This window comes from Stenotrophomonas sp. 107298_Sma, assembly GCF_056480345.1.
Map to the genome: position 1 here is coordinate 329,091 of NZ_CM151094.1, position 24,145 is coordinate 353,235.

Sequence of the window (24,145 nt, forward strand, 5' to 3'; positions counted from 1 at the left end):
CGGGCTTTCATTCCAGCAGGCGCGCCCATCCCTGCATGCCGTCCAGCCGTGCCAGCACCAGCTTGATGCAGACCAGCAGCGGTACTGCCAGCAGCAGGCCGATCATGCCCCAGGCCCAGCCGAACAGCATCAGCGCCAGGATCAGTACCAGCGGCGACAGCTTCATGCGCCGTCCCAGCACGATCGGGGTCACCATCTGTCCTTCCAGGGTGTGCAGGCCCAGGTAGGCGGCTGCGGGCAGCAGGGCCTGCAGCGGGTCGCGGAACTCGACGAAGCCCATCAGCAGCATCAGTGCCACGCCGATCAAGGGGCCTACATACGGTGCGAAATTCAGCAGGGCGGCCACCGTGCCCCACAGCAGCGCTTCCTGCAGGCTGATGCCCAGCAGCATCAGTACGCCGGCGAACACCAGTCCGACCAGGGTGTTGATCACGCTGATGGTCAGCACGTAGCGCGACACCTCGCGCTCGATCGACCGCAGGATGTCGCTGGTGAAGCGTTGCTGCTGGCGGTTCGGGAACAGGGCGATCGCCGCGCGCTGCAGGCTCTGCCCGTAGATCATGAAGAACAGGGTCAGCAACACCACTGCCAGCACCGAGGCGGCCAGACGCGGCGCACGGGTCAGCATGCGGTACGGGTCGTCCAGCTGGGTGCGGATCACCTGCACCTTGCGGTTGCTGTCGCCGCCAGCGACGCGTGCAAAGTTCTCCGCGGCCTGGTTGGCCTGCTGCACCGGCTTGGTCAGGTCCTGCACCTGGCGGGCCACCTTGCGCAGCTGTTGCGGGGCTTCCTGCGCCCATTCCATCGCCGGGCCGATCAGCTGCACGGCCAGCGAACCGGTCACGCCGAGGCCGGCACCGAGGATCAGCAGCGCGCCCAGCGCACGTGGGATCCACAGCTTCTGCAGCAGGCGCAGGATCGGGTTGCCGACCAGCGCGAAGAACATCGCAAGCAGCACCGGCAGGATGATGTCCTGTGCGGCCCACAGCGTATAGCCCACCGCCAGCGCGGCCAGCACCACCAGCGACATCGGCCCGCGCGGGCGCGATGGCGGCGGCAGTGGCGCCTCGGGCGCTTCCGGGCCAGCCGGTGACGGGGACAGGAGGGACTCGCTCATCGACGCATCAACCGGAAAGGGGAGCGCATTATCCGCCGGCCGCGATCGGCGCGGCGGATCCCGTGAATCAACGTTCGGACAGCTCGGTCGCCGCTTCGGCCGGACGCGGTTCGCGCAGTTCCGGTTCCGGCGCTGCCTGCGGTTGTGGTGCTGGTGCCGGTCGTGTGCCCGCCGCTGATGCTGCCGCCTGTGCATGTTCGCTGGCATCGTCGGCTTCTTCAGCCGCATCGTCGGCGGTGGCTGCGGCCTGCGCTGCCATCGCCGTAGCGAATGCAGCCTGCGCGCTGGCGAACAGGTTCGACACCGACCCCACCATCTGCAGCCAGCGTGCGCCGTTGACCTTGCCCGGCACTTCCAGCTTGCCGGCGATGAAGCCACCGGCCAGGCCCACCACGACGATGCGCAGAGGCGACCAGCCCTGGCGCCAGACCTGGCTGAGCGTGCCCCAGTGGTCCTGGGTCTCGCCCATGCGCACGGTCACCACCTGTTCGCAGCGCTTTACCCGCCGCTGCAGCGCGCCGAATTTCATGGCTTGCCCTCCGGCAGCTGTACCCCGGCATCAGGGTCGTCCTCGCTGGGCTCATCGAACAGGCCCAGGCGCGACAACTGGCGCCGGGTGGCGTGCATGCCGGTGTGGTGGAAGAAGTAGGACACCCGCCAGATCGCATAGCCGGTAACGGCCAGGCTCAGCAGCGAGGTGATCAACAGGGCCTGCAGCCAGCTCAGGCCCCAGCTCTGCAGCAGGGCGATGAGCGTGGCGGCCATCAGCAGCCAGGCCGAGGCTCCAAACACGATCGCCACGCCGGCCCAGGCCAGCGCGCGACCGAATGCACTACGCGCCAGCGCGAAGTCGGCAGAGGCCAACCGGCGCAGGGAGCGTACCGTGTGCTTGGCAGAATCGGCGGCGGCACGACCGGCCGCGCCGACCTGGCGGATGCTCTCATCCAGCGGCGGGGTAGCCGCCGGATCAGGCGCTTGCGCGTTCTCTTCGCTCACGCTGCGGCTTACTTGTCGCTGCTGCCGCGGGCCAGCTTGGCGATGATCCAGCCGGCTGCGAAGGCGACACCGAACGAAGCCAACGGACGTTCGCGGATCAGTTCAGCGGCGCTGTCGATCAGGTCCTTGCCCTTGTCCATCAGTGCGTCGACCTGTTCCTTGGCTGCGGCTCCACCGAATTCGGCGGCGGCCAGGCCGGACAGCGCGCTGTCGGACAACTCTGCCTTGACGTTGGCCTTGCCGATGCGCAGTTCGTCGGTTGCTGCACCGGTTGCGCCCTTGATCGCACCGCCGGCAGCGCTGGCGGCCTGCTTCAGGTGGGAACCGGCTTCACCCAGGTGGTCCTTCAGGTTCTCGGTATTGGTGGGGCTCATCGAATCACTCCTGTTGCGATGGGGGAACGGGGGACGGCGGCGCCGACCTGGACTGACAGCAATAGCATTGCCGGGGTATAGGGGGTGTTACGGCTGGGCGATCAGCGCATCACGAGCTGGCCCTGCTGCTGGCCATTGTTGCGCAGCACGCGCAGCACCAGGGTGGGGGGGCGCTGCTGGAAATTGGCGCGCCAGCTGGCCAGGTCGGCGAATTCACCTACCGTTGCATCAGTGATGATGTCGCCCTGCTGCAGCCCGTTGCTGGCGGCGCGGCTGCCGCGCTTGACCTCGCTGACCAGCACGCCGCCAGCGCCGGACTGGCGCAGCGATTCGGGCAGGTCGACGAAGGTGGCACCGCCCAGGCGCGGGTCCAGGCTGTCGCCGGTGACCGCGCGTGCCTGTTCCTTCAATATCGCCTTGATCTGCAGCGGCTTGCCTTCGCGACGCACGTCCAGCGTCAGCGGGCTGCCCACTGTGGCCAGGCCTTCCACGTTGTGCAGCGCCTCGGCGCTGTCCACGCGCTGCCCGTTGGCCGACACCACGACGTCGCCCGGTTTCAGGCCCGCAGCGGCCGCGGCCGATCCGGCCAGTACGCGCGTGACCAGTGCGCCACGGGTTTCGCCCAGGCCCAGGCCCTGCGCTATCTGTGCGGTCAGGTTCTGGCTCTCCACGCCCAGGGTGCCGCGCACCACTACGCCGTGCTTGACCAGCTGGTCGACCACGCTGCGCGCCAGGTTGGAGGGGATCGCCAGGCCCAGGCCGATGTTGCCGGCCATGCTGCCCTGCGGGTTGAAGCTGGCGGTATTGATGCCGACCAGCTGGCCCTGCAGGTCGACCAGTGCGCCACCGGAATTACCCGGGTTGATCGACGCATCGGTCTGGATGAAGTTCTGGTAGCCCAGCCCGCGGATGCCGCTGCGGCCCACCGCCGAGACGATGCCGGAGGTGACCGTCTGGCTGAAGCCGAACGGGTTGCCGATGGCCACCACGAAGTCGCCCACGCGCAACTGGTCGCTGTTGCCGAGCTTGATGTCGGTCAGGTTCTGCGCCGGGATACGGATCAGCGCGATGTCGGTATCGCGGTCCGAGCCGAGGAACTCGGCCTTGACCGTGCGCCCGTCGGCCAGTGTCACCTGCACGTCATCGGCGTTGTCGATGACATGGTGGTTGGTCAGTACCAGGCCTTCCTTGGCATCGATGATCACGCCCGAGCCGAGCGATTCATTGATGCGCTCCTGCGGAATGTCCGGGAACAGACGGCGGAAGAACGGGTCGTTGAAGAACGGGTTGCGCACCCGCACGACCTGCTTGGTATTGACGCTGACCACGGCCGGCATCGCTTTCTCCAGCATCGGTGCCAGTGACGGCACCGCCTGCCCGGCCACCGAAGCTGGCAGCGCGGCGGCGGTGGGCAGCACCGCCGGCAGCGGCGCTGCATCGGCTCGGTTGTCCAGGTGCGCATTGAGGCCGGTGGCAACGAAGCCACCGAAGGCGGCGGCGATTGCGAGCGTGAGCAGGGTGGGAAGCGGTCGCATGGGAGTCGGTTCGCTGGCGTGGGTGGGGGCCGTTTGGCTCTACGGTAAAACAAGCTGAATGAGTGTGTCGCGATCTGGATAAATGCGCCATGAAAACGGAACGCCGGAAAGCGGGGCCACTGCCGCCCGCTTCGGGGTGGTGGCGTCATCAGTGGAGGTGCCTGGTGCGCGTTCGTGCGACATCGGATGCATTGCAGATACAGGCCGATACTTGCGCAGTTCGGCGCAACCGGGTGCCGCGATGCGCCATAAAGCGCTCCTTCGCCTGCATTCGATCAAGCACGTGCAGCGAACGCCCGCCGCAGCCTCGCCAGCGCGGCTCAGTGCTGAAAAGAAGGGTTTTCCTGCACACATGTATCGCCGGCAAGGGTGGTGGGCTACACCATCAGCGTCGCAGCAGATGCGATTGCTGGCGCGTGCCCCGTTCCACGATCGTCAATGTCGGTATAGCATCGCCCCGTTTTGATACTTAAGGCCCCCAGGAGGGCAACATGAGCAACGGTAATGGTGTGTCGGTCGTGACCGACGCCGTCGAGAACGTCAAAGAAACCGCCACCAACGTTGGCGAGACCATCGCCCACGCCGCCGAAGACGCCGTGAAGTCGGTCAAGAAGACCGTCAAGCGCGCCACCAAGGCTGCCGGTACCCGCGTTGCCAAGGCCAAGAAGGCTGTGGCCAAGGTCGAGAAGACCGTTGCCAAGAAGGCCGAGAAGGCTGCCAAGTCGGTCGGCAAGACCGTTGCCAACGCCAAGAAGAAGCTGGAAGCCGCCAAGAAGAACGCCAAGGCCGAAGCCGCTGCCCTGAAGAAGGAAGTGGCCAAGAAGAAGGCAGCTGCAGGCAAGGCCGTGGCCAAGAAGGCCGCTGCTGCCAAGAAGACCACCAAGGCCGCCACCAAGGCTGCCGGCAAGAAGGTCGCTACCGTGAAGAAGGCCGCCACCAAGAAGGCTGCCGTCGCGAAGAAGGCTGTTGCCAAGAAGACCAAGGCCGCCAAGAAGGTTGTCGGCAAGAAGGTCGCCACCGCCAAGAAGGCTGTGGCCAAGAAGACCGTCGCTGCCAAGAAGGTCGCCGGCAAGAAGGTCGTGGCTGCCAAGAAGGTTGTCGGCAAGAAGGCTGCTGTCGCCAAGAAGGTCGCCACCAAGAAGACCGCTGCTGCCAAGAAGGTTGTCGGCAAGAAGGCCGCCGTTGCCAAGAAGGTCGTCGGCAAGAAGACCGCTGCCGCCAAGAAGGTCGTCGGCAAGAAGACCGCCGTCGCCAAGAAGGCGGTTGGCAAGAAGGTTGCCGCCACCCGCAAGACTGTCGCCAAGAAGGCTGCGCCGCTGAAGAAGGTTGCTGCCAAGAAGGCTCCGGCGAAGAAGGCTCCGGCCAAGAAGGCCGTGCGCAAGGTCGCCAAGCGCAAGTAATCGCGCGGGTACCGAAGGCCCTGCCACCTACCGGGTGGTGGGGCCTTTCGCGTTTCTGGGACACGGGATGGGGCAAGATGCAGGTTCTTCCCGCCGGAGCCCCGAGCATGCGCGGTATCGACTTCAGCTCCTGGCAGGGCGTGCTGTCCACCCTGGCCGGCCTGGTCCTGATCACTCTGCTGGGCGTGGGCATCCGCCTGCTGGTGATGCAGACCCTGCAGCAGCGGCGCGAGCGCGAGAACCGGCAGATCAACGAGCGCCTGCGCACGCTGATGGCCGCCTACAAGACCCTGGGCGGCTCGTTCACCGGTGAACTGGGTGTCGATCCCAGCCACCGCCGCGACCTGCGCCAACGCGAAGATGCCGAAGGCATCGCCGAACCCCGCTCGGATCGCGCGCGCCGCATCCGCGACGCCGTAGAAGCGGCGCTGTCGGACATCCTGCTGCTGGGCACCGATGAGCAGGTACGGCTGGCCGCGCGTGCGGCCAACGAGTTGGCGCAGGGACGACTGGTGCACACCCACGATCTGGTGGTTTCACTGCGCGACTTCGTGCGCGAAGCGCTGGACCTGGCGCCGATCCCGGCCGATCTGCAGATTCCGCCGCAGGGCCCGACCCGCCCGGGCGGTGCCAGTGGCAAGGGCCGCACCGATGGTGATGCGAAGGGCGGCCGCACTGGAGGCGGCAGCGGTGGGGGCGGAATGGGCGCCGGCATGGGGGGCGTGGGTCTGGGCGCCGGCGCCGCACTGGGCGCCGGCCATGCCTCTGCCAGCGATGAAACGGACGCGCGCTGAGCACGTCCGCCCGGTTCAGCGCGTTAGTTCGTAGATCGGCACGAAGCCGCCGTAGATCATCCGCGCGCCGTCGAACGGCATCGGATTCGTCGCCGGATCAAACCGCGGGTCTTCCATCATCTTCTTCATGCCGGCGTCGCGGGTCGGCTTGTCCGGCCATTCGATCCAGGAAAACACCACCGTCTCGTCTGGCGTGGCTTTCACCGCGCCGAAGAAGTCGGTGGTCTTGCCGTGCGGCACGTCATCGCCCCAGCACTCGACCACGCGCAGCGCGCCGTATTCGATGAAAACGGGATCCCCTGTGCGTGCATGAGCGAGGAACTTCTCTTTGTTGGCGGTGGGCACCGCCAGGACGAAACCATCGATGTAGCTCATTGCTGCCTCCGGATGGACCGTGCCGCATGCACGGCCTTCAAGTACCCGACGAACCAGTGCGTCGTGGATCGACATCCTGTGTGCGCCTGTTCAGCCCGGACCACCAGGCAGCGGCGCCAGCATCGTATCCGGTGGCTGCTGGCCCGCCAGGTGGCGCACGAAGTAGTCCCACATGCGGTGCGTGTAGGTGGCGTCGTTGCGGAACAGTTCGTGGTCCTGCCGGGCCAGGTACAGCAGGTCGTAGCTGCGCTGGGCCTTGTTCAGGGCGGCGGCCAGCTGCAGGGTCAATGCCGGAGGTGCGTTTTCGTCCAGCTCGCCATAGACCAGCATCAGGTGACCGCGCAGGTTGCCGGCCAGCGCTGCATTGTCGAGTCCGGCAAACGGCGCCGGCACACCGTCGGCAGTGGTCGTGGCCGGCAGCACGCCACCGAACAGCCGGTCCATGCCATGAACGGCCCCACCGTACATGCCCTGGAAATTGTGGCTGCCGGCCGAGGCCACCCCCACCTTGTAGAACGCCGGGTAGCGCAGCAGGGCGCGCGCTGCACTGTAGCCACCGAACGAATGCCCGTAGATGCCCACCCGTTGCAGATCGATACCTCGGTAGCGCGCGCCCAGCTGGCGCAGCGCGGCCACGTGGTCATCCAGCTGCACATCGGCGGCTTGCACGAAGCTGCTGTCATGGAACGCCTTGTCACGGCCGCCGGTACCGCGCGCGTCGATGCTGACCACCACGAAGCCGAGTTCGGCCAGGCTGGCGCGTGACACCGGATTCAAGGCGGACACCGCCTCGGCGTAGGTGACCGGCGCATTGCTGATGAAGGAACCACCGTACATCGCGTCGATCACCGGGAAGCTGCCGTCATCGCGATAGTCGCGGGGCAGGTAGACGGTGGCGAAGATCGGCGTGCGGCCATCGGCGGCCAGCAGTCGTTCGCGGTGTGGTGGGCGCCAACCGGCAGCAACGATCGCCCTGTCATCGGCTGTTTCCAGCACCATCACTTCACGGCCGTCATCGCTGGCCCGCAGCACGGTGCGTGGCGGTTGATCGAGACTGGAGACGGTATCGACCAGGTAGTCGCCCCGCGGTGACAGGGCCTGCGGGGCGCGATCACCGAACAAAGCGCCGCTGCCGGCATCGGCCAGATGGTCGCTGCCATCGGCGGCCAGGCGCTGGATGGGGCCGCCCTGCAGCGATACCCGGTACAGGCCGCGCACGTAGGGATCGCCACCGTCGACGCCGCCGGCGCTGAAGTATGCCCAGCCACTCACAACGTCCACGCCGAGCAGGTCACGCACCACCCATGGACCGTGGGTCAGTTGTTGCATCACCTTCCCGTCGGACAGGCGCACCCGGTACAGGTGGCCCCGGCCATCGCGCTGCGAGAACCACACCGCAGTGTCCTGGCCGGGCAGGATCGCCACCGCTGGCCGGTTGTACGAATACACGTTGAGCTGCAGGCGGGTATCGCTGGCTTCTTCCAGCACGGTGCGCACTGCACCGCTGCCGGCATCGATCTCCACCAGGCGCAGCTTGCGCGTTGTGCCGAAGTGCGCGATCGCGGCATACAACCGGTCACCGTCCCAACCCAGGATGCCGGCCTCACTGAGCGTGTTCCAACCCTCGGGCAGCGCGATGTCATGCTGCCTGCCGTTGCGGGTATCGACCACGTACAGGCTGTCGCGCACCTGATCGGTGTCACCCAGCACCCCCAGCTTCACGGTATGCACGCGCGGCCGCGCGCTGTGGGTCGGGCTGCTTTCCAGATAGGGGTAGTCCTGCAGCGCGCGTTCGTCGTAGCGGATGCCGGCCACGTAGCTGCCATCCGGCGACCAGCCGACCGCGAATGGCCGCGGCGGCATCCGGCCCTGGCTGCGCGGAATGCCGCGCAGGCTGAAGTCCGGCAGCACACCATAGCCGTGGCCGGCTTCACCGCCGCTGGTCAGTGCGCGCGGCGCCGTTCCAGAGCGCTGCAGCCACAGATTGTGGTCGCGCAGCTGCAGCCAGGCGTCACCGCCGGGCGACGGCAATGCATCGGCTGGCGGCGGCGCCTGTTGTGCGGCCGTACACTGCAGGCGTGGCCATTGGCAGTTGATTGCCGCCTCGCCGTTGAACTGCAGGCGCAGGCCATCATGCAGTACCTGCACGCTGTTCAAGCGCAGGCGTGGCCCGTGGGTACCGAGAGGTGCAACTGCGGCGTCCAGCACATCGGGTTCGAACAGGATCGTACGCATAGCGTTCGCCGGATCGACCAACACCGCCTGGCGTCGGCCCTGCGCGTCTTCGCGTTCGTACCAGAAGCGGCCATCAGCCAGCCAGTTTGGCAGGAGCGAGGCATTGCGCAGCGCACCGCGCAGATGACTGTCGTGCACGCGTTCGGCGCGCCGGTAGTCAGCGGCCTGCAGTGCGTGCGCAGGCGCGGAGGAAAACAGGGCCGCGCAGGCCAGGACAGCAGCGCGGACAGTCATCTGCAGCGGGTAGGGCAGGTGCAAGGCAACCTCCTGTTGCAATCATCGATGGATGGCAGATGCACGCGTGGCGCGCGCGTATGCCAGACGCAGCCTGAATCAAGCCAAAAAATTCAGCAATGCGAAGACCGCTGTTTTCAGGGAGCGTTGTGGCGAATAACGGAGAATTTACATTCCCGATGCGATGGCGCCCTGGCGCTGCTGCACACCATAAGAAAGTAAAGGTGTACCCCCATGAAGAATTCGCTGATTGCTCTGGCCCTGGCCGCTGCCCTGCCGTTCACCGCCTCGGCTGCTGAGAACCTGTCCTACAACTACGCCGAAGCTGACTACGCCAAGACCGACATCGATGCGTTCAAGGCCGACGGTTGGGGCGTGAAGGGTTCCTACGGCTTCCTGCCGAACTTCCACGCCTTCGGTGAGTACAGCCGCCAGGAAATCGACAACACCAACATCAAGCTGGACCAGTGGAAGATCGGCGCCGGCTACAACGTTGAAATCGCTCCGACCACCGACTTCGTTGCCCGCGTTGCTTACCAGAAGCGCGACCAGAAGCACGGCCTGGACTTCAACGGCTACAGCGCCGAAGCCGGCATCCGCACCGCTTTCGGTGCCCACGCCGAGGTCTACGGCATGGTCGGCTACGAAGACTTCTCGAAGAAGCACGGCATCAATCCGGAAGGCCAGTGGTACGGTCGCCTGGGTGGCCAGGTCAAGCTGAACCAGAACTGGGGCCTGAACGGCGAGCTGAAGATGAACCGCGACGGCGACAAGGAATACACCGTCGGCCCGCGCTTCAGCTGGTAACTGCTTCCTCGGCGCGCATGCGCGCTTGAAGATGCCTCGACAGGCCCGGCTCATGCCGGGCCTGTCGCGTTGGAGCGATCCGAAACCGCAGCTGAGCGCCTGCGCGCGTCTTTGGTGCGTTGCAATAAATTGGATTCCGCTGCTCCAGACGCGGGCCTACGGTGGGCACTTCGTACCGCCGGATCCGCGTGATGCCGCCTGCTGTTCCCGCTCTGCCCCTCGATCGACCCCGCCGCCTGGCAATGCTGGCGCCGCACCCCGTGCTGCGGCTGGGGGTGGAGGTAGTGCTGCGCCAGCACGGCGGCGTGCAGATCTGTGGCAGCTTCACCCGCGAAGGTGATCTGCTCGACCTGCTGCATCGCCAACCCGGTGGCATCGACCTGTTGCTGATCGATCTGTTGGCGCCGCGAGGACCCGAACAGGGCCTCGCCCTGCTGCGGCTGTTGTCACGACGCTGGCCGCTGTTGCCGGTGCTGGTGCTGTCCGAACACTGCAATGCAAGCACGGTGACCATGGCGATGCAGGCCGGTGCGCGCGGATTTCTTCCCAAGGGCACTTCGCCAGCGATGCTGATGCGTGCGATCGACATGCTGGCCCGTGGCGGCCGCTTCGTGCCCCCGGAGCTGCGCACGCAGTTGAATCGATCGCGCATGCGGCGCACACCGGCGCCGGTGCTCACGCCCTTGAGCCGACGCGAGCGCGAGGTGCTCCGGCTGGTGCTGCAGGGCTGCACTACCGGAGAGGTGGCGCGGCGCTTCGGGCGCACCGCCAGTACGGTCAGCACGCAGAAGCGGACGGCCTACGAGAAGCTCGGTATCCACAGCGATGGTGAGCTGTTCCGCATCCGGCACCTGCTCGAATGCGGATGAGCGGGCTCATTCGCCCTGGTACTGCTTCTCTTCCACCAGGGCCGAACCGGCCACGCGGTTGATCTCGTTCTTCACCTGCACGCGCTCACCATTGGTGCCATACACGCCGCGCGCGAGCTGGATGAATGCATCATCGAACACCTGCGCCGCTTCCTTGTCGCGCAGCTGGTCCTGGATGTCCCACATGCGTTCGTTGATCGCCTTCAGCTGCTGCTTCAGCGCGGCAAGCGCGGGCTGTGCCTGCAACTGCTGCTGCAGCAACGGCAGCAGGCCGTCCAGCTCGGTGCGCACGTTGGCCAGCTTGGCGGCATCGTCGATGCGCTCGGCCTTGATCTCGAGAATGGTGATCTTGTCGATCAGCTCGCCGATCGATACCGGGGTCAGGATGGCGTCCACGTGGTTGGTTCCTGGAAACAGGCCTGCATGATACCGCGCCCACCGCAGCGGGATTTACGCCGAATTTGCGCTGCGGGCCGGGCAGTACCCTCGATCCGTTACGCCGCTCCCTCCGACACTGCTGTCCCGGCGGCGTGACCGCCTTCGACGAGGAACACAGTGCAGTGAACAGCAAGGGGATGATGGCAGCGATGGTGGCCGCGCTGGCAGGAATGCTGGGTATCGGCAGCGCGCAGGCCCAGGTGCAGGTGAGTGGCAGTGCAGCATTGACCAGCGACTACGTGTGGCGCGGCAGCTCGCAGAGCGACGGCGACCCTGCAGCGCAGGTGGGCGCAAAAGTGGCACTCGCATCCGGTTGGTACGCCAGCGCGTGGGGCTCAAACGTATCGTTCAAGCCGGACAACGGCGCGCGCAGCGAGTTCGACCTGGTGGCCGGTTGGAGTGGCGCACTGGCAGCGGACTGGACGCTGGATGCCAACCTGACCCGCTACGTGTACCCAGGCACTGGCCGCGCGCTGGATTGGACCGAACTCAATACCACGTTGACCTGGAAGCAGCGCGCCTGGCTGCAGGTCGCGCATTCCAATGATGCGCTGGCCGGCGGTCATCGCGGCACCTATGCCCAGCTCGGCGTGCGTGTGCCGCTGCACGAGCGCGTCCGGCTGGAGGCGGCGGTAGGCCAGTATTGGCTGGCCACCGCACAGGGGCCGGATTACCTGCATGGTCAGCTCAGTGCCATTGCCACGCTGACCCCGGCGTGGGAGCTGCGGGCCACCGTGCACGACACCGACAACGCAGCCAAGCGCCTGTTCCCGGGCAACGCCGGGGGACGTTGGGAGCTGGCGCTGCAGGGCAGTTTCTAGTTGGCAGCTGTGGCCTGGCGCGCACGCAGCGCGCCGGGCAACCACAGCAGCAGGGCCAGTGCGGCAACAGCGGCGCCGGCCACGCAGACGCCGGTCCAGCCGAAGCGCTGGTAGACCTGGGCCGACAGCAGTGAACCCAGCGAGCCGCCGATGAAGTAGCCGGTCATGTAGCCGGCATTGAGGCGGTTGCGCGCAGCCGGTTGCAGCGCATAGATCAGGTTCTGGTTGCTGACGTGCAGCAGCTGCGCGGCCAGGTCCAGCACCACCACGCCCACCAGCAGTGCCAGCAGCGAGTGCGCCGACAGCCCCAGTGGCAGCCACGACAGCAGCAACAGTACCAGCGCGATGGCCGTGGCACGGCCGGTCTGGCCACGGTCGGACATGCGCCCGGCCAGGCCCGCGGCCAGCGTGCCGGCTGCACCGACCAGTCCGAACAGGCCGATGGTGGCGTCGCTGTAGGCGTACGGTGGCTGTGCGAGCAGGAACGCCAGTGGCGTCCAGAAGATCGCGAACATGGCGAAGCTGCATGCACCCAGCAACGTGCGATGGCGCAGCACCGGCTCATGCACGAACAGGGAGCCGATCGAGCGCAGCAGGGCGAAGTAGCTGAGGCCTGCGCTGTGGTGGAAGCGTGGCAGGCCACGTTGCAGCGCCAGCGCGGTCAGCACCAGGGTGCCGGCGGCGATTGCATAGACCAGGCGCCAGTCGCCAAGGCTCGACAGCAGCCCGGCCACGGTGCGCGCCAGCAGGATGCCCAGCAGCAGGCCACTCATCAGCGTACCAACCACCCGGCCACGATGCTCCGGTGCGGCCAGGGTGGCCGCAAATGGCACCAGCACCTGCGCCACCACCGAGAACAGGCCGGTGATCGCCGTGCCCACCAGCAGCCACGTGAGTGACGGCGCGCAGGCGCTGATCACCAGTCCACTGGCCGACAACAGCGTCATCACCACGATCAGCCGGCGGCGCTCGAACAGGTCACCCAGCGGCACCAGCAGGATCAGCCCGGCGGCATAGCTCAGCTGCGCCACGGTGACCACCATGCCGACCTGGCCGAATGGCAGGCCGAAGGCATCGGCGATGGTGTGCAGCAGCGGCTGCGCATAGTAGTTGCTGGCTACGGCCACGCCAGTGGCGACCGACATCAGCAGCACCTGCCAGCGGTGCAGAGGGGGGAGGGACGGGCTCACGCGGTGTTCCAGAATGCGGGGTGCACAGTGTCCGCCCGCTGCAGTCATGATGGAAATGAATCATCATCATCCCTGTCATCTGGAAATGAGATGGTTGTGTGAATCTCAAGCAGCTTGAATTTGCCGTCGCCCTGGCCGAGGAGGGCAACTTCACCCGTGCCGCCGAGCGCTGCCATGTGGTGCAGTCGGCGCTCAGCCATCAGATTGCCAATCTGGAACAGGAGCTGGGCACGCCACTGTTCGAACGCCTGCCGCGCCAGGTACGTGCCACCGCCGCCGGTGAAGTGCTGCTGGTTCACGCGCGGCAGGTGCTGGCCAGCCTGCGCCACCTGCGTGCCGACGTCGCCGCAGTCAGCGGCGAAGTACGCGGGTTGTTGGCGATCGGGCAGATCTCTTCGCTGACCGACATCGACGTGGTGGCGATGCTGGCGGCCTTCCAGCAGGTACACCCGCAGGTTGAATTCCAGCTGCGGGTGGACAAGAGCGAGGACCTGATCGCGCAGGTGCAGTCGCGCGAACTGGATGTCGCCCTGGTCGGGTTGGCGCCCTCGGCGGGGCTGGATGGCGTGTGCCACCAGATGCTGCAGGAGGAAGACCTGGTGGCGGTGCTGGCGCCGTCGCACCGGTTGGCCGGGCACACGCGGCTGCCATTGGCCGCGCTGCAGGATGAAGCGCTGGTCGACTTCCCGCGCGGCACCGGCGCGCGCCGGCAGACCGATGATGCGTTCGCCGCTGCAGGCCTGCCGCACACGGTGCGTTTCGAGGTCAACCTGATGGAACTGGTCGAGCGCTTCGTCCGCCATGGGCTGGCGGTCGGGATCGTGCCGGCGTTGATCGCCGAAGGGTTCGAGGGGGTGGTCCAGATTCCGCTGCAGCCGACCCCGACCCGCCGCGTGCACCTGGTCTGGCAGCGGTTGCCGACGCCGGCGGCACGGGCGTTCGTCGCGGCCGTGCTCAGCCGCGCAGGCGCAGGCTCAGGCCCTTGAGGAAGTTGCGCAGCATCTGGTCCAGGCAGCGCCGGTAGTTGGTGTGGCCGGGCTGGCGGAACAGCGCACCGATTTCCGACTTGGAGACGTTGAAACCGGCGCTGGCGAAGATCTCCAACAGGTCCACGTCACGCAGCTGGAAGGCTACGCGCAGCTTCTTCAGCACCAGGTTGTTGTCGATGCGGGTTTCCACCGCGCGTTGCGGCTGGCTCTCGTCGCGACCACGCAGGTGCACGATCAGGCCATCGAGGAAGTGGGCCAGCGCGCTGTCATTCATCGCCTCGAAGCCGGCTTCGTCATCGCGGCGCAGCCAGGCCTTCACCTGCTCGGTATCCACCGCGAAGGCCGGGTCGGCCAGCTGGCACAGGGTCACCACGTGGTGGTCGCCCAGGTCCAGGGAGTAGCGCACGCTGCGCAGGACATCGTTGTTGATCATGGCCCAATTGTACCGGTCACCCCGGCAGGTGGGGTCAGATCCCTTTGCTGGCGGCAAAGGGATCTGACCCTGGTTCTGCTCCAGGTTCTGGCCGATCCGGCAACACGGGGATCGGTCGACGGTGCCAGAATGGGGGTCTGGTTTTCCCCCTGGAGTTGCCTGATGACCCGCACTGTCCTGATTACCGGCGCCACTTCCGGCTTCGGCGCCGCTGCCGTCCACCGCTTCGCCCAGGCGGGCTGGAAGGTGATCGCCACCGGCCGCCGCGGCGAACGCCTGCAGCCGTTGGTCGAACGCTATGGCAAGGACGTGGTGCATGCCGCGGTCTTCGACATCCGCGACCCGGTGGCGATGGAAGCGGCGCTGCTGGCGCTGCCGCCGGCCTTCGGTGAGATCGACCTGCTGGTCAACAACGCTGGGCTGGCACAGGGCACCGCGCCGGCACAGAGCGCAAAGCTGTCCGACTGGACCACGATGATCGACACCAACATCACCGCGCTGGTGACCCTGACCCACCGGCTGCTGCCGCAGCTGGTCGAGCGCAAGGGTGCGATCATCAACATTTCCTCGGTGGCCGGCGTCTATCCCTACCCGGGCGGCAATGCTTACGGTGGCACCAAGGCCTTCGTCAGCCAGTTCTCGCTGGGCCTGCGCTCGGATCTGCATGGCACCGGTGTGCGCGTGACCACGATCGAGCCGGGCATGGCCGAAACCGAGTTCACCGTGGTGCGTACCCATGGCGATCAGGCTGCGTCGGACAAGCTCTATACCGGCGCCAACCCGATGACCGCCGAAGACATCGCCGAACAGATCTTCTGGGTGGCCACGCTGCCGCCGCATCTCAACATCAACCGCCTGGAACTGATGCCGGTCAGCCAGTCCTTCGCCGGTTTCCAGGTCGCCCGCGAAGGCTGACCTGCGCCGTGCGTCCTGTAGAGCCGAGCATGGGCTCGGCTCTACAGAAGCACAAAAAAAGCCGGGCAATGCCCGGCTTTTTCATTCACATCGGCAGGCTTACTGCGCCTTGATCGCCATCGCCTGCAGGCCGGTGCCATCCAGCTTCTGCTTGGCTTCGGACAGCTCGCCAGCACTGCCATACGGCCCCATGCGCACGCGGTACACGGTCTTGCCGTTGATCTGTGCCGACTCCACGCGTGCGGCCAACCCCATCATCGCCAGCTTGGCCTTCGTCGCCTCGGCATCGCCGGAGGCACCGAAAGCGCCTGCCTGCAGGATGTAGCGGGCGTTGTCGGCAGCAGCGGGTGCGGCAGTGGCCGCTGTGCTGGTCGCAGCCGGTGCAGCTTCCGCACGCGGTGCCGCGGTGGCCGCAGCCGTGTTGTTCGAAGCCGCAGTGGTGTTGGCCGCCGGCGTTGCCACTGCCGGACGCTCGCTCAGCGGTGCCGGCAGCGGACGGCTGGTGGCGGTGACCGGTGCAGTGCTGGCCACGCTGGCAGTTGCCGTCGGTGCCGGCGCAGTGGCGGTGGCCGGCGGAACCGGCTTGCCTTCCAGTGCTGCCTGCGCACGCTGCGCTTCGGCCTTGGCCCGGCGCTGGTCTTCGGCACGCGCGCTGGCGGCCAGCTCGGCGTCGGACATCTCGACTTCCTTGCCCGGCAGCAGGGTGTAGAAGTCGTACTGGGTGGCGGCCGGCTTTTCTGGTTCTGCCGGCTTCGGCGTGGCTGGCTGCGCGGCCGGCTGGGTGCCGACATCGCTGTCGGCATCAGCGACCGGGGCTGGCTGCGCGTTCGGGTTGGGCTGCGGACCGGCGCGCAGGAAGCCATCGCCTTCGCCCTTGAACAGGTTCGGCGCCGCCAGGAACACCACGGCCGCGATCGCCACGCCAGCGACCAGCCACACCCATCCGGGTGTGCCCTGGCTGCTGCTGTTGCGTCGTGCCTGGTTTTTGCCGCGTCGTGCTGCCATGTGTACTGCGTCTCCTGATGCTTACATTTTTTCCGGGGCGCTGACGCCCAGGAGTTCGAGGCCGTTGGCCAGCACCTGGCGCGCTGCGCAGGCCAGGGTCAGCTTGGCGTTGCGATCGGCAGCGTCTTCCACCAGTACCGGCGTCCCGTGATACCACGTGTGGAACGCGTGCGCCAATTCACGCAGGTACTGCGCCACCAGATGCGGTTCCAGCGCCACGCCGGCTGCCTCCACCACTTCCGGGTACCGCGAGATCTCGTTCATCAGCAGCAGCGACGCGTCGTCGGCCAGGCGGCCGAAGTTGGCAAGGCCATTGCCCTGCTCGTACACCAGGCCCTTCTCCTGCGCCTGGCGCAGCAGGCTGCAGACGCGGGCGTGCGCGTATTGCACGTAGAACACCGGGTTGTCGTTGCTCTGCTGGCGGGCCAGGTCGATGTCGAAGGTCAGCTGCGAATCGGGCTTGCGCGCGATCAGGAACCAACGGGTGGCATCGCGGCCGGCTTCTTCGATCAGGTCGCGCAGGGTGAAGTAGCTGCCGGCACGCTTGGACAGCTTCACTTCCTCGCCGCCGCGCATGACGGTGACCATCTGGTGCAGCACGTATTCCGGCCAGCCCTGCGGGATGCCCACTTCCATGGCCTGCAGGCCGGCGCGCACGCGTGCCAGTGAACCATGGTGGTCGGCTCCCAGCTCGGTGATCGCGCGCTCGTAGCCGCGCTGCCACTTGGACAGGTGGTAGGCCACGTCCGGCACGAAGTAGGTGAAGGTGCCGTCGGACTTGCGCATCACGCGGTCCTTGTCGTCACCGAAGTCGGTGCTGCGCAGCCACAGCGCGCCGCCTTCCTCGTAGGTGTGGCCCGAGGCCTGCAGCTTGGCGACCGCTTCGGCGACCTTGCCATCGGCGTACAGCGAGCTTTCCAGGAAGTAGATGTCGAAGTCGACGCCGAATGCAGCCAGGTCCAGGTTCTGCTCGTTGCGCAGGTAGGCCACGGCGAAGCGACGGATCGCCTGCATGTCGTCCGGGTCCTTGGCGCCGACCACGGTGCTGCCTTCCAGATCGACGCTGGCGCCGGCCATGTAGGCGCGGGCGACGTCGGCGATGTATTCACCGCGGTAGCCGCCTTCCGGCCAGCCGTCCTGGTCCGGCGCGATGCCCTTGATTCGCGCCTGGGTGGACAGCGCCAGGTTCTCGATCTGCACGCCGGCGTCGTTGTAGTAGAACTCGCGCTTGGCGTTCCAGCCGTTGGCGTCGAGCACGCGCGCCACGCAGTCGCCGATCGCCGCGGCGCGGCCGTGGCCGACATGCAACGGGCCGGTCGGGTTGGCCGACACGTATTCCACGCCCACCGTGCGGCCATTACCGGACAGGTTGCGGCCGTAGTCGTGACCTTCCTTGATGACCGACGCGGCTTCACGCTGGTACGCGGCCGGGGCCAGATAGAAATTGATGAAGCCGGGGCCAGCGATCTCGACCTTGCTGACGTCCTCGCTGCGCGGCAGCGCCTCGACCAGCGCCTGTGCCAGTGCGCGCGGATTGCTGCGCGCGGCCTTGGCCAGCAGCATTGCGGCGTTGGTTGCGAAGTCGCCGTGGTCGCGGGTCTTCGGGCGCTCGACCACGAAGTCCGGCGGCAGGGAGTCGGCGGGCAGGGTGCCATTGGCGCGCAAGGCTTCGATGCCTTGGCTGATCAGGGCGCGGAGGAGATTTTTCACGAGGCCTGCTGTGAGAATGAGCGGCGGAATCGCCCATTTTAGCGCAGATACCAGCGGCCACGCTGACCGGAACCTGCCGATGGCGCCGTCCGGCTGCCCACGCAGGGCGGGCGCTCAGCCGAACAGGCGGGGCTGGGGCGGTGACAGCAGGCCTCGTTCAGCAAACGAAACGGGACGACCCTCACCCACCACGAAGTGGTCCAGCAGCCGCACATCCACCAGTGCCAGCGCCTGCTGCAGTTCGTCGGTGATGCGGGTGTCGGCGCCGGAGGGCTCCGGGTCGCCCGAGGGGTGGTTGTGGCTGAGGATCACCGCCGCCGCATTGTGCAGCAGGGCTCGCCGCACCACCTCGCGAGGGTAGACCGGGGCGGCGTTGATGGTGCCGTGGAACAACTCCTCGCAGGCGATCAGCCGGTGGCGGTTGTCCAGGAACAGGGCCATGAAGATCTCCCGGGCCTGCCCGCGCAGGCGGTGCTGCAGATAGCGGCCAACCGCGGCCGGATTGTTGCCGACCGCCTCGCCATGTTCCAGCTCGGCGGCCAGGTAGCGATGGGCCAGTTCCAGCCCGGCGGCCAGCGTACAGCTGCGTGCCGGGCCCAGCCCGGGCAGCCGCGCAAGTTCACGTGCGGGGCGGTCCAGAAGCACCCGTAGCGGACCATGGGCCTGCAGCAGGTCGCGCGCGGTCTGCACGGCATCGCGGCCGCCGAAGCCCGAGCCCAGGAACAGCGCCAGCAGTTCGGCATCGGAAAGTGCCGTGGGTCCGCGTGCCATCAGCTTTTCGCGGGGACGTTCCTGTTCGGGCCAGTCGTGGATGGGCATGCCTGCATCATCGCCAGCCCGGTCGGCGCAGCCCATCAGCGCACACCGCGGCTCCGGGTCGGGCGATACCTCAGTCGCGCCGGGTCTGCAGGTAGTCGAACAGTTCCTGGTTGTTCTGCAGGCCCAGCTTGCGCTTGGCTTCAGCCTTCTGCCGGCTGATCGTCTTCGGACTGCGCCCGCAGTGCTCGGCGACGGCGTTCACGCTGAGCCCGGCCGCCAGCAGATCCAGCACCTCCTGCTCGCGTGCCGACAGCGGTGCCGGTTCGCGCGGGAACATAAGGTCGCGGGCCTGCAGGTGGTGGCGAAGCTGTCGGGAGACGAACACCTGCCCCGCCAGTGCTGCATTCAATGCCTGTGGCACCTCGGCGAAATCGGCGCATTTGTCGACCAGCCCATTGATGCCCTCGCGCAGGAGGCCATCAAGCAGGCCCGGATGCCGCGCGCCGGTCAGCACCACCACCGGCAGGTGGGGATGGTACGCGCGCAGGGCATCGATCAGTTCCGGACCATCCGGCCCGGCGCCGGGCATCGACAGATCGGTCAGCACTGCATCGCAGTCGTTGTTGTCCACCAGCTGAAGCAGCTCGGCGCCATCGCACGCACTGCCGACCACGTCCATCAGGTGGGTCTGCAGCACGACGCGGATGCCGTGCAGGACCACAGGATGGTCGTCGGCGATGATGATGCGTGGGTGCACGCGCTTCCTCGGAGATCGAACGGACCGCTGCACACAGCGGCCAACGTCTGATTCTGCAAAAGGGCGGGGTCGTAACGGTATAGGAAAGGTCCGAAACCGATGCCCGGCGTCTGCCAGGTCAATACGGGCGGACTCCATCTGCTGATAGCCGCCCGCTATGTATGCCGTGTACCGGGACATTACCGACCATCGGGTAAGCTACCGCCCTCGTTTGCACAGGAATTCCAGGTGGCTGACTCCCCCAATGCTTCTCCCGCGCCGGCCCGCGCGCTGGAAGGTCAGAAACTGCTGTTGTGCGTCGGAGGCGGGATCGCGGCCTACAAGGCTTTGGAGCTGGTGCGGCGCCTGCGCGACGCCGGTGCCCAGGTGCAGGTGGCGATGACCGCCGGTGCCCAGCAGTTCGTCACTCCGCTCAGTTTCCAGGCCCTGTCCGGGCAGCCTACCCGCACCACGCTGTGGGACAGTGCCGCCGAACAGGCCATGGGACACATCGAGCTGGCCCGCTGGGCCGACCGCATCGTGGTCGCCCCCGGCACCGCCGATCTGCTGGCGCGGCTGGCCCAGGGCCATGCCGATGACCTGGTCAGCACCCTGTGCCTGGCCAGCACCGCGCCGCTGACGATCTGCCCGGCGATGAACCATCGCATGTGGCTGCACCCGGCCACCCAGGCCAATATCGCCCTGCTGCGCCAGCGTGGCGCGCAGGTGATCGGCCCGGTTGACGGTCCGCTGGCCGAAGGCGAATCCGGTCCTGGCCGTCTGGCCGAACCGGGTGACATCGTCGCCGCGCTGGCCGCCAACGGCAGTGCCGAGGCACCGGCTGCCGCGCCGGAAACCCGCGCGCTGCAGGGCCTGCGCCTGCTGATCAGCGCCGGCCCCACCTATGAGGACATTGACCCGGTGCGCTACGTCGGCAACCGCAGCAGCGGCAAGATGGGCTTTGCCCTGGCCGCCGCAGCCACTGCGCTTGGCGCCCAGGTGGTGCTGGTCAGTGGCCCGGTGCAGCTGCCGACGCCGCCGGGGGTGCAGCGTATCGATGTGCGCTCTGCCGCGCAGATGCGCGATGCCGTGCTGAAGTCGCTGCCGGCCGACATCTACATCGGTGCGGCGGCCGTTTCCGACTACACGCCGCGCCAGGTCGCGCCGCAGAAGCTGAAGAAGACCGCGGACAGTCAGTCGCTGGTGATCGAGCTGGTGCGCACGCCGGACATCCTGGCCGAGGTGGCCGCGCAGACGCAGTCGCTGAAGCTGGTGGTCGGCTTTGCCGCCGAGACCCACGACGTGGAGAAATATGCGCGGGGCAAGCTGGTCGACAAGCGCCTGGACCTGGTGATCGCCAATCAGGTCGGCATCAGCGGCGGCGGTTTCGAGAGCGACAACAATGCCGCCACTGCCTTCTGGCAGGATGGTGAACAGGTATTCCCGGCCACCTCCAAGCGCGAGCTGGCCGAACAACTGCTGGCGCTGATCGCGCGGAGACTCCAGGCATGACCCAGGCATCCACTTCCCAACCGCTGCAGGTCAAGCTGCTCGATCCGCGCTTCGGCGACAGCTGGCCGCTGCCGGCCTATGCCACCGAAGCCAGCGCCGGCATGGACCTGCGCGCGGCGCTGGATACCGCGCTGACCCTGCAGCCGGGCGATACCGCGCTGGTGCCCAGCGGCCTGGCCATCCATATCGCCGATCCGCACCTGTGCGCGGTGATCCTGCCGCGTTCGGGGCTGGGCCATCGCCACGGCATTGTGCTCGGCAACGGTACCGGCCTGATCGACGCCGACTACCAGGGTCCGCTGTTGATCAGCGTCTGGAACCGTGGCCGTGAGGCCTTCACCATCGAGCCGGGCGATCGCATCGCGCAGCTGGTGGTGGTGCCGATTGCCCGCGTCAGCCTGCAGGTGGTGGATACTTTCACCGACAGCGTGCGGGGAACGGGTGGATTCGGCCATACCGGGGTGCGTTGACGGGGGACATCGATGAGCGGCATCGGGGAAGGACAGCGGGGACGGTCGTTGGGACGCAGCGCGCCACTACTGGGGGTGCTGCTGGTCCTGCTGGCCGGTTGGTTCGGATGGAGCGCGGTGCAGCAATGGCGGCAGGAAGCCAATGGGCAGGCGCTGGAAGAAGCGCGTGACCAGGCCGTGCAGGGCCTGCAGGACGCTGCAGCCGGCCAGCTGAAGCAGCTGCAGCAGCAGCTGAAGAACGAACGCGTGCAGCAGGCGCTGCAGGCCGGTGATGCCGCGGCAGCGGCACTGGCCGTGCGCGAGAGCTGGACCGGCGTGGAACAGGCGGAAGTGCTGACCGCCGATCTGGCCAACGCCTACGCTGCCCCGGCCGCCTTTGGCTATGCCCGATTGGCGCTGCTGGAAGCGGCATTGGCCGAAGGCAAGCCCAGCCTGCGCGTGGTCCGCGATGGCGGTGGCAACCGCCTGGGCCTGGCCGCGCCGGTGCAGCTGGGCAGCCTGGGACCGGCGGTGCTCTACGTGCGCCAGCCGTTGCTGCGGCTGACCGCGCCGCTGGATCAGGTCAGTGCACCGACTACGGGTTTCCTGAGTCTGCGCCAGGGTATGCATGATCTGGTCACCCAGGGCGATGCCAGCCTCGCCGAGAGCGCCGAGGCACTGGCACGGCCGGTCAACGGCACTCCGCTGCGCCTGGTGGCCGCGGTCCCCAATGTCGAAGCCGGGCCACTGGGCTTGGGCGCGCTGGCCAGCGCCATCGTCGCACTGCTGCTGGCGTTCATTGCCGTGCTGCTGGTGGTCGGCCGTGGCCGCCTGCCGAAGACGCTGCCACTGCCGCGTCGCGCCGCTGCGGCGGTTGCCGACCATGGCCCTACCCTGAGTGAAAGCCTGCAGCAGGCTCCGCCAGCGGCGGCCGCCGTGACCAGCAGTGGCGATGCCACGCCACCGCCGCCACCACCGGTGCCGGCCGAGGCGCTGGCCGCCGGCATCTTCCGTGCCTACGACATCCGTGGCGTGGTCGGCAGCGAACTGACGCCGAAGACCGCGGCATTGATAGGCCAGGCCATCGGCACCGTGGCACTGGAGCAGGGCCTGCGCGAGGTGGTGATTGGCCGCGATGGCCGCCTGTCCGGCCCGGAACTGGCCGCCGGCCTGGCCGAAGGCCTGAGGCGCGCCGGTTGCGCGGTGATCGACATCGGCCTGGCGCCGACCCCGCTGGTGTACTACGCCGCCTTCCATCTGCGCACGGGGACCTGCGTGGCCGTGACCGGCAGCCACAATCCGCCGGAGTACAACGGCTTCAAGGTGGTCATCGGAGGTGAAACGCTGTCCGGCGATGCGATCACCGACCTCTACCAGCGCATCGTCGAGGGCCGCTTGGTACAGGCCGCCGAACCGGGTGACTACCAGCAGCGCGACGTTGCGGCCGACTACATCCAGCGCATCGCCGACGACGTGCAGCTGGACCGCCCGTTGAAGGTCGTGGCCGATGCCGGCAACGGTGTCGCAGGCGCGCTCGCACCCCAGCTGCTGGAAGCGATCGGCGCTGAGGTCATTCCGCTGTACTGCGATGTCGACGGCAGCTTCCCCAACCATCATCCGGACCCGAGCGAACCGGCCAACCTGGAAGACCTGGTGCAGACGGTCAAGCGTTTCGGCGCCGACCTCGGCGTCGCCTTCGATGGCGACGGAGACCGGTTGGGCGTGGTCACCGGCGAAGGCAAGATCATCTATGCCGACCGCCTGCTGATGTTGTTCGCGGCCGATGTGCTGATGCGCAACCCGGGCGCGATGGTGATCTACGACGTGAAGTGCACCGGCAAGCTGTCCGACCACGTGCTGCGCAATGGTGGCAGCCCGCTGATGTGGAAGACCGGGCATTCGCTGATGAAGGCGAAGATGCGCGAGACCGATGCCGAACTGGCCGGCGAGATGAGCGGCCACTTCTTCTTCAAGGAGCGCTGGTTCGGTTTCGATGACGGCCTGTATGCGGCCGCGCGCCTGCTGGAGATCCTGGCCCAGCGCGAGGAAACGCCGGATGAGGTGTTGGCCGAGCTGCCGGAGATGGTGGCCACGCCGGAACTGAAGGTGCCGGTGGCCGAAGGCACGCCGCATGCGCTGGTGGCGATGCTGGTGGCGGCGGCGCAGTCGCCGGACAACCCGTATGTGGGCGGTCGGCTGTCGACTATCGATGGCCTGCGCGTGGACTTCCCCGATGGCTGGGGCCTGGTGCGCGCCTCCAACACCACGCCGGTGCTGGTGCTGCGTTTCGAAGGCAACGACGAGGCGGCACTGGAACGCATCCAGGCGCTGTTCCGCAGCCAGCTGCAGCCGGTGCTGGGCGACACCCCGCTGGGGTTCTGAGGAGGAGCCGGGCCGCGCCCGGCACCCGCCGAAGCAACAGCAACAGCAACATCAACGTCAAAAGCGGGCT

The 24,145-nt window shown here is 67.3% G+C and carries 24 protein-coding genes; 10 read left to right on the forward strand and 14 right to left on the reverse strand.

The window, feature by feature from the left end; translation table 11 throughout:
- Positions 1 to 7: 7 nt before the first annotated feature.
- The 5 genes from ACZK2G_RS01540 to ACZK2G_RS01560 all read right to left on the reverse strand — a co-directional run bounded on the left by ACZK2G_RS01540 (position 8) and on the right by ACZK2G_RS01560 (position 4,022).
- On the reverse strand, positions 8 to 1,117 hold the full coding sequence (locus ACZK2G_RS01540) for an AI-2E family transporter (RefSeq protein ID WP_012509798.1): 1,110 nt from the start codon (positions 1,115 to 1,117) through the stop codon (positions 8 to 10).
- Positions 1,118 to 1,184: 67 nt separating this feature from the next.
- Entirely contained in the window at positions 1,185 to 1,646 is a 462-nt protein-coding gene (locus tag ACZK2G_RS01545) for a hypothetical protein (protein ID WP_046984572.1), read from the reverse strand.
- Positions 1,643 to 2,113: a phage holin family protein gene (locus ACZK2G_RS01550; protein WP_004137827.1), complete on the reverse strand. Its 471-nt coding sequence runs from the start codon at positions 2,111 to 2,113 to the stop codon at positions 1,643 to 1,645. Before ACZK2G_RS01550 ends, ACZK2G_RS01545 begins: the two co-directional genes overlap by 4 nt.
- An 8-nt stretch (positions 2,114 to 2,121) precedes the next feature.
- The gene (locus ACZK2G_RS01555) at positions 2,122 to 2,487 is read right to left on the reverse strand and encodes a hypothetical protein (protein ID WP_004137828.1); all 366 of its coding nucleotides are present in this window, start codon (positions 2,485 to 2,487) and stop codon (positions 2,122 to 2,124) included.
- Between the two features lie 101 nt (positions 2,488 to 2,588).
- On the reverse strand, positions 2,589 to 4,022 hold the full coding sequence (locus ACZK2G_RS01560) for a Do family serine endopeptidase (RefSeq protein WP_012509800.1): 1,434 nt from the start codon (positions 4,020 to 4,022) through the stop codon (positions 2,589 to 2,591).
- 491 nt (positions 4,023 to 4,513) lie between these two features.
- On the opposite strand from ACZK2G_RS01560, the gene ACZK2G_RS01565 reads away from it, so the two are divergent.
- Positions 4,514 to 5,422, forward strand: coding sequence for a histone (locus ACZK2G_RS01565; protein ID WP_136639132.1), 909 nt, complete (start codon positions 4,514 to 4,516; stop codon positions 5,420 to 5,422).
- Between the two features lie 107 nt (positions 5,423 to 5,529).
- Positions 5,530 to 6,216 carry a hypothetical protein gene (locus ACZK2G_RS01570; RefSeq protein WP_046984115.1) on the forward strand — a complete coding sequence of 229 codons (687 nt, stop codon included), beginning with the start codon at positions 5,530 to 5,532 and terminating at the stop codon, positions 6,214 to 6,216.
- A gap of 15 nt (positions 6,217 to 6,231) precedes the next feature.
- Here ACZK2G_RS01570 and ACZK2G_RS01575 read toward each other — a convergent pair whose 3' ends face one another.
- Positions 6,232 to 6,591 carry a DUF1428 domain-containing protein gene (locus ACZK2G_RS01575; RefSeq protein ID WP_005407745.1) on the reverse strand — a complete coding sequence of 120 codons (360 nt, stop codon included), beginning with the start codon at positions 6,589 to 6,591 and terminating at the stop codon, positions 6,232 to 6,234.
- A gap of 90 nt (positions 6,592 to 6,681) precedes the next feature.
- Positions 6,682 to 9,084, reverse strand: a complete 2,403-nt coding sequence (locus ACZK2G_RS01580; protein WP_478474488.1) for a S9 family peptidase — start codon at positions 9,082 to 9,084, stop codon at positions 6,682 to 6,684.
- A gap of 210 nt (positions 9,085 to 9,294) precedes the next feature.
- Between ACZK2G_RS01580 and ACZK2G_RS01585 the strand changes: the two genes are divergently transcribed.
- The gene (locus tag ACZK2G_RS01585; protein WP_046984113.1) at positions 9,295 to 9,867 is read left to right on the forward strand and encodes an OmpO family porin; all 573 of its coding nucleotides are present in this window, start codon (positions 9,295 to 9,297) and stop codon (positions 9,865 to 9,867) included.
- Between the two features lie 191 nt (positions 9,868 to 10,058).
- A complete protein-coding gene (locus ACZK2G_RS01590) occupies positions 10,059 to 10,736 on the forward strand; it encodes a response regulator (RefSeq protein WP_478474489.1) in 678 nt (225 codons plus the stop codon).
- A 6-nt stretch (positions 10,737 to 10,742) separates the two neighbouring features.
- Here the strand turns inward: ACZK2G_RS01590 and ACZK2G_RS01595 are convergent, their stop codons facing one another.
- On the reverse strand, positions 10,743 to 11,132 hold the full coding sequence (locus tag ACZK2G_RS01595; RefSeq protein WP_046984111.1) for a DUF6165 family protein: 390 nt from the start codon (positions 11,130 to 11,132) through the stop codon (positions 10,743 to 10,745).
- Between the two features lie 164 nt (positions 11,133 to 11,296).
- On the opposite strand from ACZK2G_RS01595, the gene ACZK2G_RS01600 reads away from it, so the two are divergent.
- On the forward strand, positions 11,297 to 11,995 hold the full coding sequence (locus tag ACZK2G_RS01600) for a TorF family putative porin (protein WP_046984110.1): 699 nt from the start codon (positions 11,297 to 11,299) through the stop codon (positions 11,993 to 11,995).
- On the opposite strand, the gene ACZK2G_RS01605 is transcribed toward ACZK2G_RS01600, so the two are convergent.
- On the reverse strand, positions 11,992 to 13,140 hold the full coding sequence (locus tag ACZK2G_RS01605; RefSeq protein WP_478475550.1) for an MFS transporter: 1,149 nt from the start codon (positions 13,138 to 13,140) through the stop codon (positions 11,992 to 11,994). The two genes, ACZK2G_RS01600 and ACZK2G_RS01605, sit on opposite strands and share 4 nt — an antisense overlap.
- A gap of 143 nt (positions 13,141 to 13,283) precedes the next feature.
- Between ACZK2G_RS01605 and ACZK2G_RS01610 the strand changes: the two genes are divergently transcribed.
- Complete coding sequence (locus tag ACZK2G_RS01610) at positions 13,284 to 14,171, forward strand: LysR family transcriptional regulator (protein ID WP_478474491.1); 888 nt, start codon at positions 13,284 to 13,286, stop codon at positions 14,169 to 14,171.
- Here the strand turns inward: ACZK2G_RS01610 and ACZK2G_RS01615 are convergent.
- Positions 14,140 to 14,607, reverse strand: a complete 468-nt coding sequence (locus ACZK2G_RS01615; protein WP_046984107.1) for a YehS family protein — start codon at positions 14,605 to 14,607, stop codon at positions 14,140 to 14,142. The two genes, ACZK2G_RS01610 and ACZK2G_RS01615, sit on opposite strands and share 32 nt — an antisense overlap.
- Positions 14,608 to 14,769: 162 nt before the next feature.
- Between ACZK2G_RS01615 and ACZK2G_RS01620 the strand changes: the two genes are divergently transcribed.
- Complete coding sequence (locus ACZK2G_RS01620; protein ID WP_012509809.1) at positions 14,770 to 15,522, forward strand: SDR family NAD(P)-dependent oxidoreductase; 753 nt, start codon at positions 14,770 to 14,772, stop codon at positions 15,520 to 15,522.
- A gap of 99 nt (positions 15,523 to 15,621) precedes the next feature.
- On the opposite strand, the gene ACZK2G_RS01625 is transcribed toward ACZK2G_RS01620, so the two are convergent.
- The 4 genes from ACZK2G_RS01625 to ACZK2G_RS01640 all read right to left on the reverse strand — a co-directional run bounded on the left by ACZK2G_RS01625 (position 15,622) and on the right by ACZK2G_RS01640 (position 19,753).
- Positions 15,622 to 16,527 carry an SPOR domain-containing protein gene (locus ACZK2G_RS01625; protein WP_046984106.1) on the reverse strand — a complete coding sequence of 302 codons (906 nt, stop codon included), beginning with the start codon at positions 16,525 to 16,527 and terminating at the stop codon, positions 15,622 to 15,624.
- Positions 16,528 to 16,548: 21 nt separating this feature from the next.
- Positions 16,549 to 18,237: an arginine--tRNA ligase gene (gene argS, locus ACZK2G_RS01630; RefSeq protein WP_046984105.1), complete on the reverse strand. Its 1,689-nt coding sequence runs from the start codon at positions 18,235 to 18,237 to the stop codon at positions 16,549 to 16,551.
- A 114-nt stretch (positions 18,238 to 18,351) separates the two neighbouring features.
- A complete protein-coding gene (radC, locus tag ACZK2G_RS01635; protein ID WP_046984117.1) occupies positions 18,352 to 19,056 on the reverse strand; it encodes a RadC family protein in 705 nt (234 codons plus the stop codon).
- 70 nt (positions 19,057 to 19,126) lie between these two features.
- A complete protein-coding gene (locus ACZK2G_RS01640; RefSeq protein WP_046984104.1) occupies positions 19,127 to 19,753 on the reverse strand; it encodes a response regulator in 627 nt (208 codons plus the stop codon).
- Between the two features lie 228 nt (positions 19,754 to 19,981).
- Between ACZK2G_RS01640 and coaBC the strand changes: the two genes are divergently transcribed.
- The 3 genes from coaBC to ACZK2G_RS01655 are packed head-to-tail and all read left to right on the forward strand — an operon-like array spanning position 19,982 to position 24,075.
- On the forward strand, positions 19,982 to 21,244 hold the full coding sequence (gene coaBC / locus ACZK2G_RS01645) for a bifunctional phosphopantothenoylcysteine decarboxylase/phosphopantothenate--cysteine ligase CoaBC (RefSeq protein ID WP_136639898.1): 1,263 nt from the start codon (positions 19,982 to 19,984) through the stop codon (positions 21,242 to 21,244).
- Positions 21,241 to 21,714 (forward strand): dUTP diphosphatase, encoded by a 474-nt coding sequence (gene dut / locus ACZK2G_RS01650; protein WP_005407763.1) that lies wholly within the window; start codon positions 21,241 to 21,243, stop codon positions 21,712 to 21,714. Before coaBC ends, dut begins: the two co-directional genes overlap by 4 nt.
- 12 nt (positions 21,715 to 21,726) lie before the next feature.
- A complete protein-coding gene (locus ACZK2G_RS01655; protein ID WP_478474495.1) occupies positions 21,727 to 24,075 on the forward strand; it encodes a phosphomannomutase/phosphoglucomutase in 2,349 nt (782 codons plus the stop codon).
- Positions 24,076 to 24,145: the final 70 nt, after the last annotated feature.

Excerpts from the sequence above, each read along its gene's own strand:
- ACZK2G_RS01540 (WP_012509798.1), bottom strand. The coding sequence starts at position 1,117 with ATGAGCGAGTCCCTCCTGTCCCCGTCACCGGCTGGCCCGGAAGCGCCC.
- ACZK2G_RS01545 (WP_046984572.1), bottom strand. The coding sequence starts at position 1,646 with ATGAAATTCGGCGCGCTGCAGCGGCGGGTAAAGCGCTGCGAACAGGTG.
- ACZK2G_RS01555 (WP_004137828.1), bottom strand. The coding sequence starts at position 2,487 with ATGAGCCCCACCAATACCGAGAACCTGAAGGACCACCTGGGTGAAGCC.
- ACZK2G_RS01560 (WP_012509800.1), bottom strand. The coding sequence starts at position 4,022 with ATGCGACCGCTTCCCACCCTGCTCACGCTCGCAATCGCCGCCGCCTTC.
- ACZK2G_RS01565 (WP_136639132.1), top strand. The coding sequence starts at position 4,514 with ATGAGCAACGGTAATGGTGTGTCGGTCGTGACCGACGCCGTCGAGAAC.
- ACZK2G_RS01570 (WP_046984115.1), top strand. The coding sequence starts at position 5,530 with ATGCGCGGTATCGACTTCAGCTCCTGGCAGGGCGTGCTGTCCACCCTG.
- ACZK2G_RS01575 (WP_005407745.1), bottom strand. The coding sequence starts at position 6,591 with ATGAGCTACATCGATGGTTTCGTCCTGGCGGTGCCCACCGCCAACAAA.
- ACZK2G_RS01585 (WP_046984113.1), top strand. The coding sequence starts at position 9,295 with ATGAAGAATTCGCTGATTGCTCTGGCCCTGGCCGCTGCCCTGCCGTTC.
- ACZK2G_RS01590 (WP_478474489.1), top strand. The coding sequence starts at position 10,059 with ATGCCGCCTGCTGTTCCCGCTCTGCCCCTCGATCGACCCCGCCGCCTG.
- ACZK2G_RS01605 (WP_478475550.1), bottom strand. The coding sequence starts at position 13,140 with ATGTCGGTCGCCACTGGCGTGGCCGTAGCCAGCAACTACTATGCGCAG.
- ACZK2G_RS01615 (WP_046984107.1), bottom strand. The coding sequence starts at position 14,607 with ATGATCAACAACGATGTCCTGCGCAGCGTGCGCTACTCCCTGGACCTG.
- ACZK2G_RS01620 (WP_012509809.1), top strand. The coding sequence starts at position 14,770 with ATGACCCGCACTGTCCTGATTACCGGCGCCACTTCCGGCTTCGGCGCC.
- ACZK2G_RS01625 (WP_046984106.1), bottom strand. The coding sequence starts at position 16,527 with ATGGCAGCACGACGCGGCAAAAACCAGGCACGACGCAACAGCAGCAGC.
- radC (WP_046984117.1), bottom strand. The coding sequence starts at position 19,056 with ATGCCCATCCACGACTGGCCCGAACAGGAACGTCCCCGCGAAAAGCTG.
- dut (WP_005407763.1), top strand. The coding sequence starts at position 21,241 with ATGACCCAGGCATCCACTTCCCAACCGCTGCAGGTCAAGCTGCTCGAT.
- ACZK2G_RS01655 (WP_478474495.1), top strand. The coding sequence starts at position 21,727 with ATGAGCGGCATCGGGGAAGGACAGCGGGGACGGTCGTTGGGACGCAGC.